This window comes from Paenibacillus terrae (genome assembly GCF_000943545.1).
GTDB lineage: Bacteria > Bacillota > Bacilli > Paenibacillales > Paenibacillaceae > Paenibacillus > Paenibacillus terrae_A.
This window is the reverse complement of sequence record NZ_JTHP01000014.1, coordinates 30979-53871: the sequence shown is the minus strand read 5'-3', so window position 1 is coordinate 53871 and position 22893 is coordinate 30979. Positions and strand designations below refer to the sequence as shown.

16 protein-coding genes, 2 pseudogenes and 1 riboswitch are annotated in these 22893 nt (G+C 46.9%); all 18 genes and pseudogenes read left to right on the top strand.

Features of this window, described 5'->3' with window-relative positions:
- Window positions 1-287 precede the first annotated feature (287 nt).
- Window positions 288-1511, top strand: a complete 1224-nt coding sequence (gene fabD, locus QD47_RS09480) for an ACP S-malonyltransferase (RefSeq protein WP_082067148.1) — start codon at window positions 288-290, stop codon at window positions 1509-1511.
- Window positions 1486-7620 carry an aminotransferase class III-fold pyridoxal phosphate-dependent enzyme gene (locus tag QD47_RS09475; RefSeq protein ID WP_327204668.1) on the top strand — a complete coding sequence of 2045 codons (6135 nt, stop codon included), beginning with the start codon at window positions 1486-1488 and terminating at the stop codon, window positions 7618-7620. The genes fabD and QD47_RS09475 overlap by 26 nt, the downstream gene beginning before the upstream one ends.
- A gap of 238 nt (window positions 7621-7858) precedes the next feature.
- On the top strand, window positions 7859-8962 hold the full coding sequence (locus tag QD47_RS09470; protein WP_044645894.1) for a hypothetical protein: 1104 nt from the start codon (window positions 7859-7861) through the stop codon (window positions 8960-8962).
- Between the two features lie 178 nt (window positions 8963-9140).
- Window positions 9141-10736, top strand: a complete 1596-nt coding sequence (locus QD47_RS09465; protein ID WP_044645893.1) for an acyl-CoA synthetase — start codon at window positions 9141-9143, stop codon at window positions 10734-10736.
- Window positions 10737-10776: 40 nt separating this feature from the next.
- Entirely contained in the window at window positions 10777-12009 is a 1233-nt protein-coding gene (locus QD47_RS09460; RefSeq protein WP_044645892.1) for an aminopeptidase, read from the top strand.
- Window positions 12010-12234: 225 nt separating this feature from the next.
- Window positions 12235-12831: a TetR/AcrR family transcriptional regulator gene (locus QD47_RS09455; protein ID WP_044645891.1), complete on the top strand. Its 597-nt coding sequence runs from the start codon at window positions 12235-12237 to the stop codon at window positions 12829-12831.
- A gap of 65 nt (window positions 12832-12896) precedes the next feature.
- A complete protein-coding gene (locus tag QD47_RS09450; protein WP_235332232.1) occupies window positions 12897-13484 on the top strand; it encodes an HXXEE domain-containing protein in 588 nt (195 codons plus the stop codon).
- A gap of 120 nt (window positions 13485-13604) precedes the next feature.
- Window positions 13605-14387, top strand: coding sequence for a DUF4309 domain-containing protein (locus QD47_RS09445; protein WP_412177967.1), 783 nt, complete (start codon window positions 13605-13607; stop codon window positions 14385-14387).
- A 162-nt stretch (window positions 14388-14549) separates the two neighbouring features.
- Window positions 14550-15077: a TetR/AcrR family transcriptional regulator gene (locus QD47_RS09440; protein ID WP_044645890.1), complete on the top strand. Its 528-nt coding sequence runs from the start codon at window positions 14550-14552 to the stop codon at window positions 15075-15077.
- A gap of 108 nt (window positions 15078-15185) precedes the next feature.
- Window positions 15186-15948 (top strand): annotated as a pseudogene (locus QD47_RS09435) (SDR family NAD(P)-dependent oxidoreductase).
- Window positions 15949-16120: 172 nt separating this feature from the next.
- Entirely contained in the window at window positions 16121-16708 is a 588-nt protein-coding gene (locus tag QD47_RS09430; RefSeq protein ID WP_044645889.1) for a sulfurtransferase TusA family protein, read from the top strand.
- A pseudogene (locus tag QD47_RS09425) lies at window positions 16705-17609 on the top strand (rhodanese-like domain-containing protein). Before QD47_RS09430 ends, QD47_RS09425 begins: the two are co-directional and overlap by 4 nt.
- A 12-nt stretch (window positions 17610-17621) precedes the next feature.
- Window positions 17622-18320, top strand: coding sequence for a sulfite exporter TauE/SafE family protein (locus tag QD47_RS09420; protein ID WP_044645888.1), 699 nt, complete (start codon window positions 17622-17624; stop codon window positions 18318-18320).
- A gap of 34 nt (window positions 18321-18354) precedes the next feature.
- Complete coding sequence (locus QD47_RS09415) at window positions 18355-18843, top strand: DsrE/DsrF/DrsH-like family protein (RefSeq protein WP_044645887.1); 489 nt, start codon at window positions 18355-18357, stop codon at window positions 18841-18843.
- Between the two features lie 76 nt (window positions 18844-18919).
- The gene (locus QD47_RS09410) at window positions 18920-19186 is read left to right on the top strand and encodes a metal-sensitive transcriptional regulator (protein ID WP_044645886.1); all 267 of its coding nucleotides are present in this window, start codon (window positions 18920-18922) and stop codon (window positions 19184-19186) included.
- Window positions 19187-19200: 14 nt separating this feature from the next.
- Window positions 19201-19362: a rhodanese-like domain-containing protein gene (locus QD47_RS30645; protein WP_082067145.1), complete on the top strand. Its 162-nt coding sequence runs from the start codon at window positions 19201-19203 to the stop codon at window positions 19360-19362.
- 287 nt (window positions 19363-19649) lie between these two features.
- Window positions 19650-19759: riboswitch (TPP riboswitch) on the top strand.
- Window positions 19760-19820: 61 nt separating this feature from the next.
- A complete protein-coding gene (gene thiM, locus QD47_RS09405) occupies window positions 19821-20627 on the top strand; it encodes a hydroxyethylthiazole kinase (protein WP_152643786.1) in 807 nt (268 codons plus the stop codon).
- A 295-nt stretch (window positions 20628-20922) separates the two neighbouring features.
- A complete protein-coding gene (locus tag QD47_RS09400) occupies window positions 20923-22791 on the top strand; it encodes a fibronectin type III domain-containing protein (RefSeq protein WP_044645884.1) in 1869 nt (622 codons plus the stop codon).
- Window positions 22792-22893 lie beyond the last annotated feature (102 nt).

Here is a 22893-nt window from a genome sequence, read left to right as displayed (position 1 = left end):
CAACCTAAGTCTTTAGTCCACTCCAAGCTTTTCACACTTCCAAGCTTTTACACACACACCTAAATTTATTTCCAATTACACGACGAATGGCAATTCAATCACCAAATTAAATCTTAAATTGTCGCTTATTGCTTTTTTTGTCAACCTTACAACCTTGCTTTGTTATGGTTTGCTGTATCTATCTCCATATTTTCATATCTCCATACATATATACATTAACACCTGAATCGTAAAAACATTTTTGTTTTGCCACATCTTTGTGGGGAGGAAAGGGGTTTGGTATGAATTTGAATCGAATGGCTTTGGTTTTTCCGGGACAAGGATCTCAGTATGCAGGAATGGGAGCCGCATGGCATAGCGATTTTACAGAAGCGGATCACTTGTTTGAAGAGGCTGCTGATATTTTGGGATATGATCTGAAAGCTTTATGCATGGCAGGCCCAATCACCCAATTATCCAGGACATCCTATACTCAGCCCGCACTTCTTACGATCAGCGTCATTGCATTCCGACGTTATATGCACGAAATCGGGATTATTCCAGAATTTTCAGCAGGTCATAGCCTGGGTGAATATTCAGCTCTGGTAAGTAGCGGGGTTCTATCCTTTGGCGACGCTTTACGACTGGTACAAGAGCGGGGACGCTTCATGGAAGCAGCAGCAGAGGCCGGTCTGGGCAGCATGATTGCCATTCGCGGAGCTGAGTTGAACGTCGTGGAAGAATTCTGTCGTCTGCACTCCACAGTCGATCAGCCTGCTGTCATTGCCTGTTACAATTCGCCCAATCAGTATGTCGTCTCTGGTCATCATGCGTCGGTAGCTGTGGTAGCTGGCAAGTTAGAACAGCGGGGGGCCCAAATTACTCGCTTGCAGGTCAGCGGTCCTTTTCATAGTCCGCTTATGCAGCATGCTGCGGACAGGCTGGCCATTGAGCTGCAAAAATACACCTTCCATGAAGCACAGTGGCCCGTGATCTCCAATGTGACCGCTCAGCCATATTCTGATGTCGATAGCATCCGTCAAGGGTTGATTTTGCAAATGACTCACCCGGTTCGATGGATACAAACCATGCAGTACATGGCGAATCATGGCGTGAAGCAGAGCATCGAGTTAGGTCCGCGAACGGTGCTGAAAAATTTGGCGAAGGAAATAAACACTACCATCGAAGTGCTGTCTCTGGACAGAGACTTGGATCGCGTTGAACTGGAACGCCGTTTCTCGATCCGTGATTGGGTTGCCCTTTCCCTGTCACTGGCGGTGTCTACCCCCAATGCCAATTGGAATGAAGATGAGTATCTAAAGGGTGTTATTTTACCTGTCCGGAGACTGGAAGAATTATTGCGAAACTCAGAATCAGGCAGCAGTCCACCACCTGCTTCTGAGCAAAGACAGGAAATACTGGGGTGTATTCGCCTGGTGTTGCAAACCAAACAGGTTTCCGAAGGAGAGCAGAAAGTAATGCTAGAGCAATTGAGGAGGGATCAGGATGGAGCAGTTTCAAACTTTAATTGAAATCATTCAAGACCGTGCAAGCCGGAATGAGAACGGGATCACCTTTATTTCCGGTGATAAGCAAGAGGAATATGTGTCCTACAGTAAACTTCTGGAGCAAGCATCACAGGTACTTCATGAATTACAGGAAAAAGGGATACAACCTGGCGATGAGCTGATCATGCAGATCGACGACAATCATACCTTTGTGAATATATTTTGGGGCTGCCTGCTCGGTGGAATCGTTCCTGTTCCTGTAAGCATCGGGAATAATGATGAACATAAAATGAAACTGTTTAAAATCTGGAATACGCTCTCCCGCCCTTATATGGTTGCGGATGACAAGGTTTTGGAGCAACTGGAAAAGTACGCGCATCAGCACGAACTGCTGGATTCCTTTGAGCCTGTTAAAAAAGCAACTTTTTCAAGCCATACATTCGACTATTCCGGTCTGAATAAAGGTGTAGTTCATGTATCCAAACCGGAGGATTTGGCTTTTATCCAATTTTCCTCAGGCTCTACAGGTGATCCTAAAGGGGTCATGCTGACACATGAAAATCTGGTTTACAATATTCGGGATGTCGCAAATCAAACGGGCATGAGCTCCAAGGATGCTTATTTGGGTTGGATGCCGCTTACGCATGATCTGGGATTGATCGCCTTTCATTTAACCTGTGTGGTCGCTAATGCCAAGCAGTTGATTATGCCGACGGCACTTTTTATCCGACGCCCGTCTTTATGGCTAAAAAAAGTATCGGAGCATAAGGTGACTCAAATATGCTCTCCCAATTTTGGATATAAATTTTTTCTCGATCAGTACAAACCTGAAACAGCGGATAACTGGGATTTGTCAAGCGTGCGTATGATTTTAAATGGGGCTGAGCCGATATCTGTAGAGCTTTGCCATGTGTTTATGGATGCGATGAGTGTTCACGGCTTGAATAAAAATGCGATGTTTCCTGTCTATGGATTGGCAGAGGCGAGCGTGGGTGTTTCCACTCCCCCTCTGGACAAAGATACCTTTATTCCGCTTTATTTGAATCGGCAGCAGTTACACGTAGGTGAACCCATAGAAGAAGTAGACAAGTCCGACAAGCGGTGTCTTACTTTTGTGGATTTGGGGTATCCGATGGCCAGTACCTCTGTCCGCATTTGCGATGAACAAAATCGGGTGTTGGAAGATGGTGTGATTGGACACACACAGATCCGCGGCAAAAATGTGACAGCTGGATACTACAACAATCCCGAAGCTACCGCGAAGGTTAAAACAGAGGATGGATGGCTCATCACCGGAGATTTAGGGTTTATGAGAAATGGCCGCCTGGTTATTACTGGTAGAGCCAAGGATATCATTTTCGTGAACGGACAGAACGTTTATCCGCATGACATCGAGAGAATTGCCGAGGAGCTGGATGGCGTAGATCTCGGAAAAGTAGCGGTGTGTGGTGTCCATGATGCGCAAACCAGACAGGATCGTATTGTTGTTTTTGTGATGCACACGAAAAAGATAGAGCATTTTGTACCGCTAGTTCAAAAGCTGAAAAGCCATCTGAACTACCGGGGAGGCTGGCATATTCAGGATGTAGTTCCGATTCGACGTATCCCTAAAACAACCAGCGGGAAGGTTCAGCGCTTCAAATTAGCCCAGAATTATGAGCAGGGTGAATTTGATGAAATATTGACATCACTGGCCGAGGCTACTCAAATCGCGCAAGCAGCTGAGCGTATAGTCCTGCCTCAAGGAGAAATAGAACAAAAGCTGATTGGAATCTGCCAGGATATTTTAAATGTAAAGTCGATTGGAACGGATGATAGCTACTTTGATATCGGAGTGACTTCCTTGCAGCTCGTTCAAATTGTGGACCAGTTGGAGGACCAATTAGGGATTCATATTGAGGTGACGGACTTCTTTTCCTATCCGACCATCGCCAAGCTGGCTTCGTATATCTCCAGTCAAAGCCTAAGCAGCGACGCGACTGCAACAACACAGCCCGAGGCCAAGGAGGAAGCGAATGACCGGGATATCGCCATCATCGGCATGTCCGGCAAGTTTCCTCAAGCGGATACACTAGAGCAGTTTTGGGCGAATGTGTCATCAGGGGCAGACAATATCGGTCCGTACAGCGATGAAAGAAGAAAAGATGCCGAAGCTTTCATTTCCCGTCTGAATACGGAAGGACGGAATATGCAAATCGCAGAAGGTGGCTATTTGGACGAAGTAGACAAGTTCGATTACTCCTTCTTTAAGCTGACTCCACGGGAAGCCTCGCTAATGGACCCGAATCAACGGTTATTTCTACAAACCGCCTGGAGCACGATTGAGGATGCGGGGTATGGTGGCAAGCAGCTGACAGGCCAAAAGGTTGGCGTGTATGTTGGCTTCTCCAAAACCAGCTTCGAATATGAGCGTTTGTTGTCCGAGGTGGAACCGGGCGCGCTGCCGAACTTTGCCATTGGTAATTTATCGTCCATTATTTCCAGTCGGATTGCATATTTGCTCGATCTAAAAGGCCCGGCGCTAACGATTGATACAGCATGCTCTTCCTCACTCGTGGCGGTGCATCTGGCCTGCAAGTCCATCCTCAATGGAGACTGCGATATGGCACTGGCAGGTGGAGTGAAGACGATTTTGCTGCCGCTGAAAGCAGGTATAGGCATGGAATCTTCCGATGATCGGGCACGAGCCTTCGATGACCAGTCCGACGGAACGGGCTGGGGCGAAGGAGTTGGAGCGGTTTTCCTGAAGCCGCTGCGTAAAGCGGAGCAAGACGGTGACAACATTTTGGCCGTGATCAAGGGAAGTGCAATCAATCAGGATGGCAGTACGATTGGTATTTCCGCGCCGAATGCGCTGGCTCAAGCGGAAGTGATTTCGCAGGCGTGGCGTGATGCACAGATTGATCCCGAAACGGTGAGCTATATCGAAGCGCATGGCACCGGAACCAAGCTGGGCGATCCAATCGAGATTGACGGCATTACCAAAGCTTTCCGCAAGCATACACAGCGCAAACAGTTTGTGGCGATCAGCACGGTCAAAACGAATATCGGCCATCTTTACGAAGCCGCTGGGATTGCGGGATTGATCAAATCCGTACTGTCCATGAAGCATCGGCAGATTGCACCGCTCGTTCATTTTCGCACGCCAAACCAGAAGATCCATTTCGAGGAATCTCCGGTATATGCCAATACGAAGCTGAGGGAATGGAAAACGGACGGATTCCCGAGAAGAAGCGGGTTGAGTTCCTTTGGATTCAGCGGGACAAACTGCCATGTGGTGCTGGAGGAATATATAGCGAAGACGGAATCGGATCAAACCTCCACGGTCAGCAACAATGGATCATCACCGCTGCTGCTGACTCTGTCAGCGCGGAGTGAATCCGCTTTGCGCGAGCTGGTCGGGCGGTACGCAGAACGGTTCAGACGGGCGGAAGAACTCGTGATGAAAGATGTATGCTATACGGCTAACACGGGCAGAAGCCACCTGAATCACCGGATTGCGGTGACTGCCGCAGGAACGGATGCGCTGAAAGCAAAGGTGCTTCAGTTGCACGAACAAGGCAGAGCCGTCGAAGGTGTATACACCGGGAAAGCGGATAGCACAGGTGGCGCAGAGACGGTCACTGGAAGCTTGGACACGTTGCAATCACTGGAGCAACTGGCTGCCAAGTATGTGCAGGGAGCGCAGATCAATTGGAGTGCCCTATATGCAGGTAAGCACTACAAAAAGGTTTCTCTGCCTACGTATCCATTCGAACGGAAAAGATGCTGGATTAACGTGCCCGAACAGGTTCGAACGGAACAGAAGGCACCCGTTCATGAAAACTCAACAGTAAGGGAGACTGGAATTATGGGGAACGAGTATTCGGTGTCAGCATCGGTTACCGATCAGCACAAATCATCTATCCTTCAAAAGTTAGCGAAAATGATCGGTAACGTATCCCAGCTCAGTCTGGAGGAACTGGAGCCACAAACACATTTTCTGGAGCTTGGGCTGGATTCCATTAATTTGTCCCAGGTTCGCCACAGCATCAAGGATACCTTCGGACTGGACGTTCCGATGAGCGAATTTTTCGAATCGTTGACCACGCTGGAGCTGTTAGCCAGCTACGTAGCCGAGCGGGTGAGCATTTCCACTTCTGCTGAAACCCCGGTTCAGTCTGTGGTAAATCGTCCGGAAACAACTCTGAATCAGGCTGATCATGCAGTATCCTCGTTAACCCAACTGTCTCATGAATCCGGCGTTCCGGCTGCCGCATCTGTTTATGGTATAGATACGGCTGGGAAAACACGAGCTCAAAGTTTCCCAATCGCTACAGCTCCTGCGGGTGTAGAGCGAATTTTGGAGCAACAGCTACATCTGATGTCACAGCAGCTTGATATTCTCCGGCATCAGCCATCTGCATCCGTAATAGCCTCCGAGCCATTTAGCCCGGAATCTGGCGTTTTGCCATTAGCAAGTAGAGGAAGCGCGGAGATTATCCGTACCGAATCCAAGCAGGAAGTTGCGGCCGCATTAGCACCCGCTCCATCCGTTCAGGCTATTCCCAAGCAGACAGGCAATGAAGCCAAGTCGTTTACACCCTACAAAAAGCTGGATGTCAAAGCACGTGAATTGCTTTCGCTCCGTCAGGAACAACATCTGCAAGAGCTGATTGAACGCTACACAGCTCGTACGCGTAGCACCAAACAGTACACCCAGCAGTATCGCTCCGTATACGCCAATAACCGCAATGTGGCTGGTTTCCGGCCTGTTTTGAAGGAAATGGTGTACCAAATTGTATCTCAACGTGCAGACGGGTCTAAAATTTGGGATCTGGACGGTAATGAATATGTCGATTTGACGATGGGCTTTGGCGTGAATCTGTTCGGACACAATCCGGCCTTTATTCGTGAAAAAATTGAGGAAGAACTGAAAAACGGTATGTGTGTCGGCCCGATGTCCAACATGGCTGGACAGGTCGCCGAGAAAATTTGCAAGATGACCGGCGTGGAACGGATTGCGCTGTACAATTCCGGTACTGAGGCCGTCATGGTCGCGCTCCGTTTGGCGCGTGCTGCTACGGGACGGGCTAAAGTCGTCATTTTTGCCGGCTCATATCACGGTACATTCGACGGCGTGCTGGCACTGGGGAGCGCGGGTGACAACAAGGAGCATTCGACACCTCTGGCTCCAGGTATCCTGCAGCATATGGTGGACGATATCGTCGTGCTTCATTATGGAGCGGACGATTCCCTGGATTATATCCGCACCCATGCGCATGAGCTGGCTGCGGTTGTCGTGGAGCCGGTGCAAAGCCGCCGACCAGATTTTCAGCCTCAAGCCTTTTTGCAGGACATTCGCCAGATGACGGAGCAGTCAGGTACTGCCTTCATTTTTGATGAAGTCATAACAGGCTTCCGGATTCAGCCGGGAGGGGCCCAAGCCTGGTTTGGTGTGCAAGCCGACCTTGTGACTTACGGTAAAATCATTGGCGGCGGGCTGCCGATCGGCATCGTAGCCGGGAAAGCCGCTTTTATGAACGGGATCGACGGAGGTACGTGGAGCTTCGGGGACGATTCCTATCCACAGCATGAGCAGCAGCGGACCTTTGTCGCGGGAACCTTCTGCCATCATCCGCTGGCAATGGCTGCATCCTTAGCGGTGCTGGATCATTTGGAGCACAACGGCGAGCAGCTGCAAAATCGCCTGAACAGCCGCACCTCGGCGTTAGCAGCGGAGCTAAACAGCTATTTTACGAACGAACACGTACCTATGAAGGTCGTTCACTTTGGCTCCTTGTTCCGCTTTGTGATCAAAGGCGATCTGGAATTGTTCTTTTATCACATGCTGGAAAAAGGCATCTATATCTGGGAGGGACGAAACTGTTTCTTGTCCACTGCCCATACGGAGGAAGATATTGCGCGAATCGTACAAGCGGTCAAGGATAGCGTGAACGAGCTGCGCAAAGGGGGATTTTTACCGGACCCGCCCCCGAATGGAAACGGCCCGGGTCCGGGCAAGCAACCTGTACCTGTAACCGTACCTCCAGAGGCTGAAGCAGTGGGCGTTCCAGAAACCGTTATTGCGCTGACTCCGGATCAAAAGCAGCTCTGGTTTGCCTCTGTCTCGGAACGAAGTGACTCTCAATGAATAAGATCACCAAAGAACTGAATGAGAAACTTTTCACCCTGGGAGTGCTTCCCCGCAATTCATAAGCCACGCATGCAAAATGTCAGGTCCTCATCACAGGGCCTGGCATTTTTAGTATATCTGGCTTCGTCACGTCGAGGCAGATCATTTTGGTGCTGGTGTTGGAGCGTCGTTTATGGTTATCATAGACGAAGGTATGAATCTATCGTTTACATTCGGATACAAAAGGAGATACAAGATGGCTGAGCCTTTAAAAAATATATACACAGAGGATTTTCTTCGCCTTTTCGGTGAAAGAGTACAAACTGCTTATAGCTCGTTTGATACCCAGGGATTTATCCATCAGGTCATGGACGAATCGTGGAATGAGCTGGAGCTAAAAGCCCGGATGCGGCGGATTTCACTAACATTGGGGACGTTCTTGCCAAGTCGTTATGAAGAAGCCTTGGCTGTCCTTTTTGCTATAGACGAACATTGCAGCGGTTTCCCGTACTTATTCTTTCCGGATTTTGTGGAGGTGTATGGGCAGGGAGAGGAGCATTGGACGCTTTCCATGGAAGCGCTGGAGCGTTTCACCCGGAAGTCATCTGCGGAGTTTGCCGTCAGACCCTTCCTGCTGCGTGAACCGGAACGGATGATGCGCCAGATGACGGTCTGGGCGGGGCATCCAAGCGAGCACGTTCGCCGTCTTGCCAGCGAAGGCTGTCGTCCACGACTGCCGTGGGGGCAAGCGTTGCCCATATTTAAGCGCAATCCCGCTCCGGTATTGGCCGTGCTGGAACTATTGAAAGCCGATCCCTCACTGTATGTACGTAAAAGTGTAGCCAACAACCTGAACGACATCGCCAAGGACCATCCCGAAGCAGTCATTGCAACAGCTCAACGATGGAAAGGTACGCATCCCGACACCGACTGGATTGTACGCCACGGCTGCCGGACCCTGATTCGCAAGTCCAGCCCCGAGGTGATGGCGATGTTTGGTTATGCTGAAGAAACGAACGGATCACCGTTAGTCACGGAAGCGTCTTTTACCGCCGATCCGGCTGTGTTAAAGCTCGGGGATAGCTGTGAGCTGAGCTATGGGTTGCAACTTCGGGAGGGCGACCCGGTGCGAGTTCGCATCGAATACGGCATCGACTTTGTGAAGGCGAGAGGACAAGTCTCGCGTAAATTATTTCTGCTTTCCGACAAAAACGTACCCGGAGGAACCCGTCTTACAGGTACGCGAACACACCGTTTTGCAGACCTGACGACCCGCCGCCATTACCCGGGCGCACACCGTATTATACTGCTTGTGAACGGACAAGAAGCGGCATCTACAGTAGTGGAGCTCCAGTTTTAAAAGCACTATAGCAGCAGAGAGAAAGAGTCTGAAATGAGGCTCTTTCTTTTTGTCATTCGCCTCTACGGACTTTATTTTTTCCAAAAAAATGATTCTGGGTTTAGAACCTGGTACTAAGACGTGTTATAATAAGATTAGATCGTGGCTCTCATCTTATGTATAAAGGGGAATGTACAATTTGACAGATCAACAGCAATGGCTTGCGCCTGAATATTACAATATGACTTCGGAAATGGAGCACCATGAGGCTAGTAAAACAGCAATCAAGTGGTTGAGCGAAACAGGAGACTACGAGGAAATCACCTACGGGGAGCTGCTGAAAAAGGCTAATCGACTGGCTGGAGGACTCGCAGGACTGGGATTTAACAAAGGAGACAGGGTTCTGGTCATAGTACCACGTCGCATTATTGCGTATGTGATTTACCTGGCTTGCTTAAAGCTGGGACTTGCCGTAATTCCTTCTTCCGAAATGCTGCGGGCCAAGGATATTGCCTATCGACTTCGCCATTCGGAAGCACGCGGGGTGATTGCCTGGACCGGAGTAACTGGTGAGGTGAACAAAGTAGACGGGGATTTGCCTTCCCTGGATTACCGTATCGCAGTTTCCAACGACGACACGGTAGCTGAACCCGGCTGGCTGGCGCTGAATGAGCTGATGGCAGAACAGGAAGATACCTTTGAAGCTGTGAAAACGCACCGGGATGACATGGCAATTCTGGCCTATACCTCCGGTACCACGGGTAATCCTAAAGGTGTCGTACATAGCCATGGCTGGGGATATGCCCATCTTCGGATTACATCCCCTTGGCTGGATATCCAAGCCTCGGATACAGTATGGGCTACAGCTGCACCAGGATGGCAAAAATGGATTTGGAGTCCGTTTCTATCCGTACTGGGTAATGGAGCGACCGGATTCGTATATAATGGTTCGTTTCGTCCGGGTCGATATTTACAGCTCATGCAGCAGTACGGAATTCAAGTGTTGTGCTGTACCCCGACGGAATACCGGATTATGGCGAAAGCAGACGGTCTGGATCAATATGATCTGTCCCAATTGCGTAGCGCAGTTTCTGCGGGTGAGCCTCTTAATCAGGAGGTCATTAACAAGTTTCAGGAACAATTCAACATTACGATTCGTGACGGTTACGGCCAGACAGAAAGCACTTTGATTATCGGTAATTTGAAGGATGCGCCTCTACGCACTGGTTCGATGGGGAAATCTATTGCACCGGGACTGGTTGAGATCGTAGACGAGGATGGTGTTCCACTGGCTCCGGGCCAAGTGGGCGATATTGCAGTTCGTGCTGATCTGCCGGCATTATTCCATACGTATTACCTTGATCCAGAGCGCAAAGCAGTCAGTGTCCATGGAGACTATTTTGTTACAGGAGACCGGGCGCGCAAGGACAAGGATGGATATTTCTGGTTTGAAGGACGCGGTGACGATATCATTATTAGCTCCGGTTATACCATCGGTCCCTTCGAAGTGGAGGAAGCGCTCATGAAGCATGACTCTGTACAGGAGTGTGCTGCCGTAGCCAGTCCTGACGAAATCCGGGGACATATTGTAAAAGCCTACGTTGTACTCAAAGCCGGAGTAGAAGGATCACCGGAGTTGGTGAAGGAACTGCAACATCATGTGAAAGCATCGACAGCACCTTACAAATATCCAAGAAAAATAGAGTTTATTCAGGAGCTTCCCAAAACCAGCTCGGGTAAAATAAGAAGAGTGGAGCTGCGTGAACTGGAGAAGCAGTCTGTACTGCAATTGTAGATTGTAAATATCATGAAATGCGGAACAGGAGCGTGGGAAAATGAGTTCATTTGAAGCATTGCTGGAGCAATATGCAGAACTGGTCGTAAAAGTAGGTGTCAACATCCAGCACGGACAGGTGTTTTTGGTCACTGCACCACTGGAAACCGTGGAATTTACGCGGTTGATTGTTAACAAAGCCTATGAAGCAGGAGCCAAATATGTGCAGGTGGAGTTCGAGGACGATCAGATTACGCGCAGCCGTTTTGAGCATGGTGATGAAGCCAGCTTTGATTACTACCCGGCCTGGAAGGCAGAAATGCTGGAAAAACTCGCCGAGGAGGGTGGAGCCACGCTAACAATCAAGGTGCCGAACCCGGATCTGTATCAAGGCATTGATCCGCAAAAAGTATCGCGTGCAACGAAGGCGGCGGTAACGGCGAGAGAAGGCTTTTCCCAATATACCCGAAATCATAAAATCAGCTGGTGTCTGATCAAAGCACCCACGAAGGCTTGGGCGGATAAAGTGTTTGCTGATGTGGCGGAAGAGGACCGTATTCGTGTCATGTGGGAAACGATTTTCCAAATGAACCGTGTGGATGGCTCCGATCCCGTTCAGAATTGGCAGAATCATCTGAAAAACCTCGAACAGCTGCAAGACAAGCTGAATCATAAAAAGTATAAAAGCCTGCACTACCGCGCGCCCGGAACAGATTTAAAAATCGAACTGGCCGACGGACATATTTGGCGCAGCGGTGGTGGTGAAAACGAGCGTGGAGACTACTTTGTGGCGAATATGCCGACAGAAGAAGTTTTCACAATGCCTAAACGTACAGGTGTAAATGGTTATGTCACCAGCACCATGCCACTCAATTTGAATGGACAACTGGTCGATCGCATTACATTTACCTTTAAGGATGGCAAAGTCACCAAGTATACAGCGGAATCCGGCGAGCAACATTTGACGAATTTGTTGGCTACGGATGAAGGGGCCAGCTATTTGGGTGAAGTCGCGCTGGTGCCGCACGATTCACCGATTTCCAATCTCAATCGCATCTTTTACAATACAGGGATTGATGAAAATGCCTCCTGTCACTTGGCGCTCGGTAGTGCGTATCCGTTTAACCTCGAAAAAGGAACACAAATGAACCGGGAAGAGCTGCTCCAGAACGGTGCCAATGTCAGCCTGACCCATGTTGACTTTATGATCGGCTCCGCTGAGCTGGATATTGACGGCGAGCTGCAGGACGGAAGTACAGAGGCTGTGTTCCGCAAAGGAAACTGGGCGATTTAAAACCTTTTCATAGTCTCAATTTATAACAACCCGCAAGCGATCTTATTCGTTTGCGGTTTTTTGTATATCCTAAATATCAATATCAAACTGCACTTGTATTACGAAATACAAAGTGCTAAACTAAGTTCAAACATAAATTTAAACATTGTTTTAAATTATGTTTAACTTATAGAATTCTGGTCTATTCAATCCGCTCCGATTGGACCAGGTAAGAGGAGGAGAAGTATGAATCACGTAGACAAAAAACAGCAAACCAAAGAAAAAATATTACACGCTGCGCTTGAATTCATTAAAAAGGAAGGTTTCGAGGCGGTTACAATCAGGAAAATTGCCGACCTGTCGACCACTAATATTTCTCTAGTTAATTATTATTTTGGCTCTAAGGAAAATCTGCTCAGTGAAGCCATTGAAGTGATATTAAGTGGCTTTCAGCACACTTTTTCTATTTTGGACGATACAGCGATCCCACCCCAAGATCGACTGAAACAATTTTTGTTTGATTATTTACAGGTCATTCGGCAATACCCGGAGCTTCTCTCACGAGTCATTGTCATGGGTAGCACGCCCTTCACATCCCAACAGGAATACGGAAGGTTTTTAAACATGATGGGATTCCCCAAAGTGCAAAGTACGATCAAGGAGCTTACAGGTGAGCAACAGCCAGAACGATTGCTAGCGATGATGCTGCAAATATTTGGGGCTATTTTTCTTCCCGCATTGATGAGCCCGATTCTTGAATCCGGAGCGGCTGTGGAAGTGCCTTCAATCGAGGAACAATTAAACCTGTTGTTTGATAGATATTTTGATGATACAAAATGCTGAAATAATAAATGACTGGAGTGAATACTATGAATCTTCTGAGAAAATACTGACAGGACGCAGGGGCTATCATCGGTGTGATCGTATGTATTGGTTTACTTATGAACAGAGCCATTTTTTCCGATATAACAGGAATTTTATGGTTGAGCTTTGTAGCCATCCTTTTTCATCAATTTGAGGAGTATCGCTGGCCTGGATATTTTGCCGGTTTGTTTAACAACGTCATGTTTAAAAGTGAAACCCCGGATCGCTATCCCTTAAACACCCAATCAGCCATGATTATTAATGTGTTGATTGCCTATGTGTTTTATTTACTCCCCGTATGGTTTCCACACGTGATATGGCTTGGACTCGCACCTGTTTTTATGGGTTTCTTCCAGGTAGTCTGGCATGGCATTGTTGTGAATATAAAAGCAAAAACCTTATATAATCCTGGTTTGTTTACGGCAGTACTCGTGCATGTTCCGGTCGGAATCTGGTACATTCATGATATTGTGAAGTACAATGCACCGACCCTAACAGACTGGATCTGGGGGACAATCTACTTTGCTTTTGCTGTATATATCTTCATCATAAAGGGAAATATATGGTTGAAAAATAGTAATTCTCCTTATCCTTTTTCTAAACAACAGCTAGGATCGTACTATCGCAAATAGTGTATGTTGGATGATCTTCAATTTCCTTGTTTACAAGTTGGAAACAAGTAGAGGTATTCTGGAAATGTGGTTCGGTTACACTTGGTTTGTACCTCATTGAAACAAGGAAAGAGTGATCTCATGATGAAGCATTCATATCAACCACATGAACCAAAAAAGCTGCCCTATAAGCTAGTCACAGCTATCGCTTTGATGGCTATAAGTTTCGCTGCCATCACCGGATGCGGCAATAGCGGAGAAGCAAAATCAACTGCTCCAATTACGGAAGGTGCGGTTGCACCATCTACCGATTCTTCGGTTCAGCAAACGGACGATAATAGTAAGAGTGCAGATGCGAACAAGCAAGGTTCGGACACAGACCAGCAAAGTCCAAGTGCGGCAGATTCCAAAGATACCGGAAAGGTATCTGAGCAAGGCTCATCTTCGGCCCATCAGTCACCTGCCAGCAGTGCAGCGCCATCTAATCACACACACAGTTTCCCAGCAACCATACTCAGCGCCGCCAAGCAGGGGACACTTCCGAATTTGCCCAAGGGTCTTGGTTTGGGAACGGGCAGCGATCTTTTGTTCGAGCTGTGGGGAAAATCCGAGTCAGGCTCTACCGGTCATCTGCGGAGCTACGCCAAGCATCATACGGATATCGTACTGGATGGAAGCGATAAAGTTACAGAGATTACATCATCCGATCCATCTTATAAAAAGCTGGTTATCAACCAAGTCATTAAGGAACTGGGTAAGCCGACCGAAAGGAACGATACCTCCAAAGACATACCCTATACCGCAGAAGCCAGTTATACCATCAAAAATGCTTCCGGACTTGATCAGTATTTAGTATTCTCCTATCAGACAAAAACGCAAAAGGTTAACTATGTCAGATTGTATTTTAACTCCATGACTCCATAAATCTGAGACACAATAAAAGAGTCGCTTCCGTAACCATCCCGGAGGCGACTTATTTTTTCTAAGCGATTACTATTGCATTTTCGTGCAGTGTCATTTATATTGGATTTAGTAATTGATCAATCACTAATCTGAATCTGTGTTGAACAAAAGGATGGAGATTTCATGACCAAAGCTACGTCAACATCAATAAATCGCCAAAAAGAAATCATATCCGCCGCCATTGAAGTATTTGCAGAGATGGGCTACTATCGTGCGACAACAGCCAAAGTGGCTGAACGGGCCAACATTTCTCAGCCGTATGTTTTCCGTTTTTTCGCTACCAAGGAAGCTTTGCTGATTGAAGCGCTGAAGGTTTCATTTGCACGCATCATCGACTCTTTTCACCGAGTTATTCATTCGGTTTCGTCTGAACGGCTAGAGCAGGAGCTTATTGCAGCATATTCGCAAATTATGGTGGAATACCGCAATGAGATTCTTTTGCAAATGCAGGCGCAGACAATCCACGAGGACGTGGTTGTGAACGTGATGCAGCAGGGATTTCGTGAAATTCATGCGGCGGTATATGATGCCTTCCGCCAGGCAGGTATTGAACAGGCATTGGAAAGAACGATGCTTTTTCTGGCCAGAGGCATGCTTTGTAATATCTCAATGTCGCTGGATCTGCCGGAGCTGATGAAAATAAACGATTAACCTCGTTTATTTTAATGTCAGGTAATTGATCAATCACTAACTATTATTTCATCACATTCTGTTATTGATTAGTCACTAAATTATAATTCTATTTAAGGAGTGTTCACAATGAAAAAAACAATCGTATTAGGTGCAACCGGAGGAACTGGGTCGGCAATTCTACAAGAACTTCTCAACAGAGGCATTGAAACCATCGCGTTCGGACGTTCTTCCAACAAGCTCCAGCAATTACAAGTGTCATTAGGTCAGCCAAAGCATCTGTCTGTTTATAAAGGCGATGTATTCGATCCGCATCAGGTTAGTGCTGCGGTTAACCCTCAAGGGAAAAGTCAAGCTGGAATTTGAAAAGCTTATATTCAGTTCCCGCTGGGATCATGCACAGCCTATGATTACAAGATTGCCTGATTATTACGGACCTACCGCCAACAAGTCCTCTTATTTAGGATTAACGATGGAGGCTGTGGCTGCTGGAAAACCGGCTATTTTCATAGGAGGATTAAATGTCCCACGCGAATATGTGTATCTGCCAGATGCGGCAGTAATGATCGTGGAATTAGCCAGCCGGGAAGAAGCATACGGTCAAAATTGGAACATACCGGGAGCAGATGTGATTTCCGGCAAAAAGCTTGTTCAGATTGCCCAAAAAGCAAGTGGTAAAACTAAACCCGTCTTTCCACTGCGAAAAACCGCACTTCGTCTGATCGGATTATTTGATCCCGTGATTCGTGAAATCGTAGAGATGCTATATCTGACCCAAACACCTGTTGTGCTGGATGGTAGCAAATACGAGCGTGTTGTAGGCCCTATACCCAAGACCCCTTTTGAAAAAGGCATAACGGATACAATACTCGCATTGAAAAAACGTCAATAATATCTATGATGAGGCTATATCAAGTGTACTCATTCGTGCACCTGTGAATACCAACTGCTAAATTAGGTTGACAAGGAGCGTACGCTTCGCTATCCTAATACCCATAGGGGTATATGTATAATGAAAATTTTAGATTACATTCCCCTCAAAAAAATAAGCGGAGGTATGTACAATGTCATCAACTAACATCCAAGCAGATCAAATTCTGGATTGCAAAGGACTTGCTTGCCCCATGCCCATTGTCAAAACGAAAAAAGCCATGAATGAGCTCAATACCGGGCAGGTTATTGAAATTCAAGCCACGGACAAAGGCTCATTAGCCGATTTACAGAGCTGGGCCCAAAACACCAGACATCAATATTTAGGCACTCTTCAATCGGGAGATGTGATGCAGCATTATTTACGTAAATCCAATCCCGATGAAACGAAGGAAGAACAGACCTTTCCATGGACGATAAGCCACGAAGATTTGCAGACGAAACTATCCGCAAACGAGAAAATAACGTTGCTGGATGTCCGTGAACCCGCGGAATTTGCTTTCAAACGTATCCCTGGCTCAAAATCCATTCCTCTCGGAGAACTGGAAAGCAGACTCGGTGAGCTAAATGTAGATGAAGAGATCGTAGTGATTTGCCGTACCGGAATCCGTAGTGATCTGGCCTGCCAGCAATTAGCAGCCAAAGGCGCCCAAAACGTCAAAAATGTGCTTTTAGGCATATCCGCATGGACAGGTGCAACTGAGGGGAGCGAAACCATATGACTTCGACAACAGGAATCAACGTCATGACAGCGCAGGAATTGACTAAAATCATTTTAAACCAAGAACGTCTCTTTATTGTAGATGTCCGTAACGAGAGTGATTTTAACAATTGGAAGGTGGAAGGCGAACAGATTGAGATTATCAACCTTCCGTATTTCGATTTGCTGGATGGCGTTGGCCATGTACTGGAGCAAATTCCCGATAACGAACCCGTGTTAGTCATCTGCGCCAAGGAAGGGTCTTCTATATTTGTCGCGGAACAGTTGGTTGCAGCTGGGCGGACCCAACTATTTTACCTTCAAGGAGGGATGAAAAGCTGGCGGAGAGCGTAGGGGCAACCTATTGGCTGCCATCCAAAGACGCTGAAGAGCTGACCTTTGATTATGCCAAGCTGGAAGATGGTCATGCCATTACGGTTGGTAATACAACGATTAACATCCAGCCGATTTACTCTCCTGGTCACACCATCGGCAGCACATCCCTCATTGTGGATCAGCAATATCTGCTGACCGGAGACATTTTATTCATTCAATCCATTGGCCGTCCAGATTTGGCGGAGAAAGCAGAGGATTGGGTTGGCGACCTGCACACCACACTTTATACCCGTTACAAGGATTTGCCGGAAGATTTGATCGTACTTCCTGCGCATTTTGGCAGCATCACGGAGCTGGGTGAAGGCGGTAACGTTCACGCACGATTAGCAGAGCCTTACCAGATGAATCCGGGTTTAAACCTGCAAAGTGAGACTGGATTCAGAAATAGAGTAACTGCTAACTTACCAGAGCACCCTAACGCCTATCAAGAAATTCGGCAGACCAACATGGGAAAAATAACACCTACGGAAGAAGAACAGCGAGACATGGAAATGGGACCTAACCGCTGTGCCGTACATGACAACTAAAGTGGGTGCGTGATGGATATTCTTCTGTATGGAATTATGGTGCTTCTGGGTCTGATCGGATCATTCTTTTCCGGTTTGCTGGGTATAGGCGGAGCCATTATCAATTATCCGTTATTGCTTTTTGTCCCGGCTGGCTTGGGCGTAGCGCATTTTTCAGCGCAAGAAGTGTCCACGATTAGCATGTTTCAGGTCTTCTTTGCTTCATTAGCGGGAGTATTAGCCTTTCGCAGTAGAAAAGCCGAGCCTTCCCTTGTGCATAAGGGACTTGTCTTGTATATGGGCACAAGCATTATGCTGCTTATTTCAAATAAAGGGAAACACGAACAATCCACAAGCGAAATTACGTTTAACAAATGGATCGCGGTGGGGTCTGCCTTTTTGGTCGGTATCATATCAGGCGTCGTAGGTGCAGGAGGGGCATTCATTTTAATTCCCATTATGTTAACCGTGCTCAAGATTCCTACCCGAACGACCATTGCATCCTCACTTGCTATTGTGTTCATTTCGGCCATTGGCGGTGTGATTGGCAAAATATCAACGGGCCATATTCCGATTATCGTAACTGCTTTTACGGTATTGGGGAGTTTGATCGGCGCACCTCTGGGATCCAAATGGAGTGCGAAAATCAATCCAGTTATTTTGCGATACAGTTTAGTGGTATTGATCCTTCTTACTGCCATTAAAATTTGGAGTTCCATTTTAGGAGTTTAAATAAGAAAGTTGTAGTGAAAAAGGAGCTTACAGGATGAATCAGGAACATACTCAGCAAAAAACTACCATCGTATTATTCAGCGGGGAGCTGGATAAGGCTATCGCTGCATTTATTATCGCGAATGGTGCGGCAGCTTACGACCATGAAGTGACCATCTTCTTCACGTTTTGGGGGCTAAACACGCTGCGTAAGGAGGAACTCGTACGCACGAATAAGGGGGTACTCGAAAAAGCCTTTGGCTGGATGATGCCGCGTGGACCCCAAAAGCTTGCATTGTCCAAAATGAATTTTGCAGGACTCGGCCCGCAGATGATCAAGCATGTCATGAAAAAGCATAATGCGCTTTCCCTTCCGCAGCTTATCGAGCTGGCGCAAGAACAGGGGATCAAGCTGGTGGCCTGTACCATGACCATGGATCTGCTAGGACTGCAACAGGAAGAGATGATGGACGGTTTGGAATATGCCGGAGTAGCTGCCTACCTGGGGGATGCTTCGCAGGGCAAGGTAAATCTATTCATTTAGGGTGTCCTAATTATTTTTTTGGTTTATAATATACCTATACATGTATATGATTAAATCAAAAAGGAGTCTATACCTTATGGATTACAATTATAGTGATGAACTGAAAACGCGCCTGAGAAGAATTGAGGGTCAGGTGCGTGGGGTACTTCGTTTAATGGATGAAGGACAGTCCTGCAAGGACGTAGTAAGCCAGTTATCTGCCGTACGCAACGCATCAGATAAAGCTATTGCCCAAATCGTGGCAGAGAATCTGCAACGTTGTATATTGGAAGAGCAAGAAGCTGGTGGAGATACAGATAAACTTGTTAAGGAAGCGATTCAGCTTCTCGTAAAAAGCCGTTAAGGAGGTCATTTTCGTTGCTGGAAAGACAACACGAGCTTGATCCAAAGCAAGAAACGATTATGGTATGCAGAGGCGGAAACCGCAGCGGGCTGGCATGTGAATTACCTGGCGAAAAAGGCTTTAATGCGGTTAATATGATCGGTGGCATGAATGAGTGGACAGATACAACAGTATAAGCATAAAATTTTTTCTTAGGGCAATATTATTTCAAAAAATTATTGCCCTCTATACATAAGAAATACTGAACATAAGTGCCTAAATTTTGATTAAAATAAACACGATTTCAATTAGAGAAAGGTAGTCACCCGATCCATCAGCGGCTACAACAGCAGACGGGGAGGAGGCGATAGATTTGTCCAAAAAGTAAACCTCCAAACGTTTCGTACATAATCAAAAAATTTTGCGATCAATGACTTTATGGCAATTACCTATTGATTTTTGTATGACGAACCCGTAACATTAAAAAAAATATAACGGGAGCCTGTGGAAGTAGGCTGAGAGTACGACTAAACCGTCGTAGACCGTGTGAACCTGTTGGATAATGCCAGCGTAGGGATATAAGTGCATACATATGTATAAGCCAACAGTCTTTCACAGGTTCCTGAAGAAAGAAGGTTTTTTTGTGTTAGATAAAATGGCATTGTTGCTACAAAATATGCGGGATACGAATCCGCTCATTCACAATATAACCAATGTGGTCGTCACCAATTTCACGGCGAACGGACTGCTCGCGCTCGGTGCTTCACCAGTTATGGCATACGCCAAAGAGGAAGTCGCAGATATGGCCCGTATTGCGGGGGCGCTTGTACTTAACATCGGTACGTTAAATGAAGAACTCGTAGAGTCTATGATTGTGGCTGGTTTATCGGCTAATGAACATGGGGTACCCGTGCTGCTAGATCCCGTGGGTGCGGGAGCGACTCCATTCCGCACAGCCTCCGCCCTCCGTATTCTGGATCGGGTCAAGGTGGATATTGTTCGTGGTAACGCTGCTGAAGTTGCACAAATCATTGGCGAAGACATGCAGATTAAAGGTGTCGATGCTGGAGAAACAGGTGATTTGAATATTTCACAACTTGCAGTCAAAGCAGCCCATCAACTGAATACCATTGTTGCAATCACCGGCAAAGAAGACGTCATTACCGACGGCCGTATAGGGTGGATCATTGAAAATGGCCATAGCCTGCTTACCAAAGTTACGGGGGCTGGTTGCCTATTAACTTCGGTACTGGGCGCTTTCACTGCTGTCGAAAACGACAGGCTTACTGCTGGTATGGCAGCGCTTGCTGTATATGGCGTTGCTGCTGAAATGGCAGCGGAACGAAAAGGCACGGAAGGACCAGGAAGCTTTCAGATCGAGCTGCTTAATATGCTGTTCGCTATAACGCCGGACGATGTGCGCCAGTACGGTAGGGTGCGCCCGCTAGATCGGATATTCTGAAATCAAGCATAAATCATACGATTATCTTTGGTATCCGCGCTGGGCGCGGTCTTTTTATGTATACAAGTCCTTGTTCTTCTATTGGGGCAAGAGCTTGTACTGTTAGTCTAGGAACGGAAGTACAACTCAATGGAGTGGATCAGTCTAAACATTTCCTATAAATATTCCGATAACTATTAAATGGACACCTACTGCTCGTGCCAGATATTCCCAATGATGTATTACAGCAGTAGATTTTTGTAAGCTTGCTTACTGGTTAGACAAATACATATTGTTATCAAGGAGAGCATCGATCATGAATAAGAAGCGTTTGCGCCAATGGATGGCTCCGTTCGCAACGGCTACACTGATTTTAAATACGGGATATGGTATCTGGGGAGGGACGGATGCGGTGGCGAGCCAATCCGCTGCTCTGAGTATTGCACCAGCAGAGGTGAGCAATCTGATAGCGGTTCCGTTAGATACAACAAGGGTGAATTTGTCTTGGACCAACCCGTCGGACATCAATTTTGACCATGTAAAGGTGATCGGTGTCAGCACCGACGTGTATGTAGATAACATCCTAAGTAACTCTTATACGCTGAGCGGCTTACAGCCGAATACGACATATACCTTCCGAGTGAAGACGGTGGGTAAGAGTGGTAATGAATCTCAAGGTACTACAGTACAGACTAAAACAGCTTCCGTTGATGCTCCTGTAGATAAGACACCACCAGGAGAGGTAAGCGGGCTGACAGCGACGAATGTGGGTTACAACGCTTTTACTGTGAATTATATATTGCCGAAGGATGCTGACCTGAGCCAAGCCATTATCTATTTAAATGACAAAGAGGTGCAGCGAACTACAGGGACGTCCTATACGTTCAGTGGATTGATTGCTTCGACAAATTATAAGGTAACCGTTAAAACAGTGGACAAATCCGGCAACATATCTGGAGGGGTCAGTATTCCGGTTACGACTACAGCGCTCACCGTCGATACAGTGCCAGAAGTAACAGGAGCTTCAGTGACATCAGTTAATAACTATAGCGTTACTGTTTCCTGGACGAGGCCCAGCGGAATTAGTACGGTCAATCTGTATAAGGACGGACAACTGGTAACCGATTCAACAGGAACATCTTATACATTCAACAATCTTTCGGCAAGCCAGACATACACGTTTATGATCAGGTCCAAGCGAAGCACAGGTGCATTGTCCTCCGGTGTGGGGCTGACTGCCACAACAAACAGCACGTCCTCCAATTCGTCGGAAGTATCCAATCTTGAAGTAGATAGCAAGAGTGATACCTGGATCAAAATTACGTACGATATGCCGAGTCAAGCCGAAAAAGTGAAAATATATGTTGACGGTGATTATAGGGGCACTACATCCTCTGAATCCTACAAAATTACGGATTTACGTGAAGGACGCTGGTATGAGATTAAGGTTACAAGCGTAAATAGCAGTGGAAGGGAATCTAGCGGTGTAAAGATCTCAGAACGTGCAGATAGTTATAGTTATTCCTCGTCATCATCTAGTTCATCGAACTATGAGAAAGCAAGAGATTTGATGCGAATTGCGGAAAACAGTCTGAATGCCTCCGACTGGCGATCTGCCAGAGACGCAATCAGTGATCTGCCGAGCGGGACACGTAAAAGCGATCTTCTGGATCGGCTGGAAGCTATTCGCAATAGAGCGATTGGTACCAGTAGTTCATCGACCGGGACAAGCTCAACTACATCGACTTCTGGCACAGCGTCTTCATACTCTAACAATGCGTTTTCCTCATATTCAACTTCGTTCACCCTGACACCAGGAGCTACATCAGCTTATGTCGATGGTCGTACTACGACGATGGCTCAGGCACCACGAGTAATAAATGGGGTAACGATGGTCCCGCTGCGCTTTATCGGTGAACGGGTGGGTTACCAAGTGAACTATGATAAAGCGACCAAAAAGATTATCATGAATCGCCTTACCGATGGCAAACAAGTGGTGCTTCAAGTCAAGAATTCGACCCTTGCAGTGTACGAGTTAAACAACTCTCGGAATTACTCGACGAACATCACAGCTCCGGTTATTATTAACGGGCACACGCTGGTTCCATTACGAGTCATTAGCGAGCTTTCGGGCTATCAGGTGAACTATAACGCTGTATCCAAACAAATCACGATTACAAAATAACTGCTTCTGTAAAAACAATTTCAAAATAAATAATTTGGAACTCAGTTTGTCGAGAAACCCGGTCATTTCCATGACGTAGGGTTTCTCTTTTTTTGTATGAAA

Coding starts and splice junctions, on each gene's coding strand:
- thiM (WP_152643786.1), top strand. CDS start 19,821: ATGGCATTGTTGCTACAAAATATGCGGGATACGAATCCGCTCATTCAC.
- QD47_RS09415 (WP_044645887.1), top strand. CDS start 18,355: ATGAATCAGGAACATACTCAGCAAAAAACTACCATCGTATTATTCAGC.
- QD47_RS09475 (WP_327204668.1), top strand. CDS start 1,486: ATGGAGCAGTTTCAAACTTTAATTGAAATCATTCAAGACCGTGCAAGC.
- QD47_RS09470 (WP_044645894.1), top strand. CDS start 7,859: ATGGCTGAGCCTTTAAAAAATATATACACAGAGGATTTTCTTCGCCTT.
- QD47_RS09430 (WP_044645889.1), top strand. CDS start 16,121: ATGTCATCAACTAACATCCAAGCAGATCAAATTCTGGATTGCAAAGGA.
- QD47_RS09460 (WP_044645892.1), top strand. CDS start 10,777: ATGAGTTCATTTGAAGCATTGCTGGAGCAATATGCAGAACTGGTCGTA.
- QD47_RS09410 (WP_044645886.1), top strand. CDS start 18,920: ATGGATTACAATTATAGTGATGAACTGAAAACGCGCCTGAGAAGAATT.
- QD47_RS09420 (WP_044645888.1), top strand. CDS start 17,622: ATGGATATTCTTCTGTATGGAATTATGGTGCTTCTGGGTCTGATCGGA.
- QD47_RS09455 (WP_044645891.1), top strand. CDS start 12,235: ATGAATCACGTAGACAAAAAACAGCAAACCAAAGAAAAAATATTACAC.
- QD47_RS09440 (WP_044645890.1), top strand. CDS start 14,550: ATGACCAAAGCTACGTCAACATCAATAAATCGCCAAAAAGAAATCATA.
- QD47_RS09400 (WP_044645884.1), top strand. CDS start 20,923: ATGAATAAGAAGCGTTTGCGCCAATGGATGGCTCCGTTCGCAACGGCT.
- QD47_RS09445 (WP_412177967.1), top strand. CDS start 13,605: ATGATGAAGCATTCATATCAACCACATGAACCAAAAAAGCTGCCCTAT.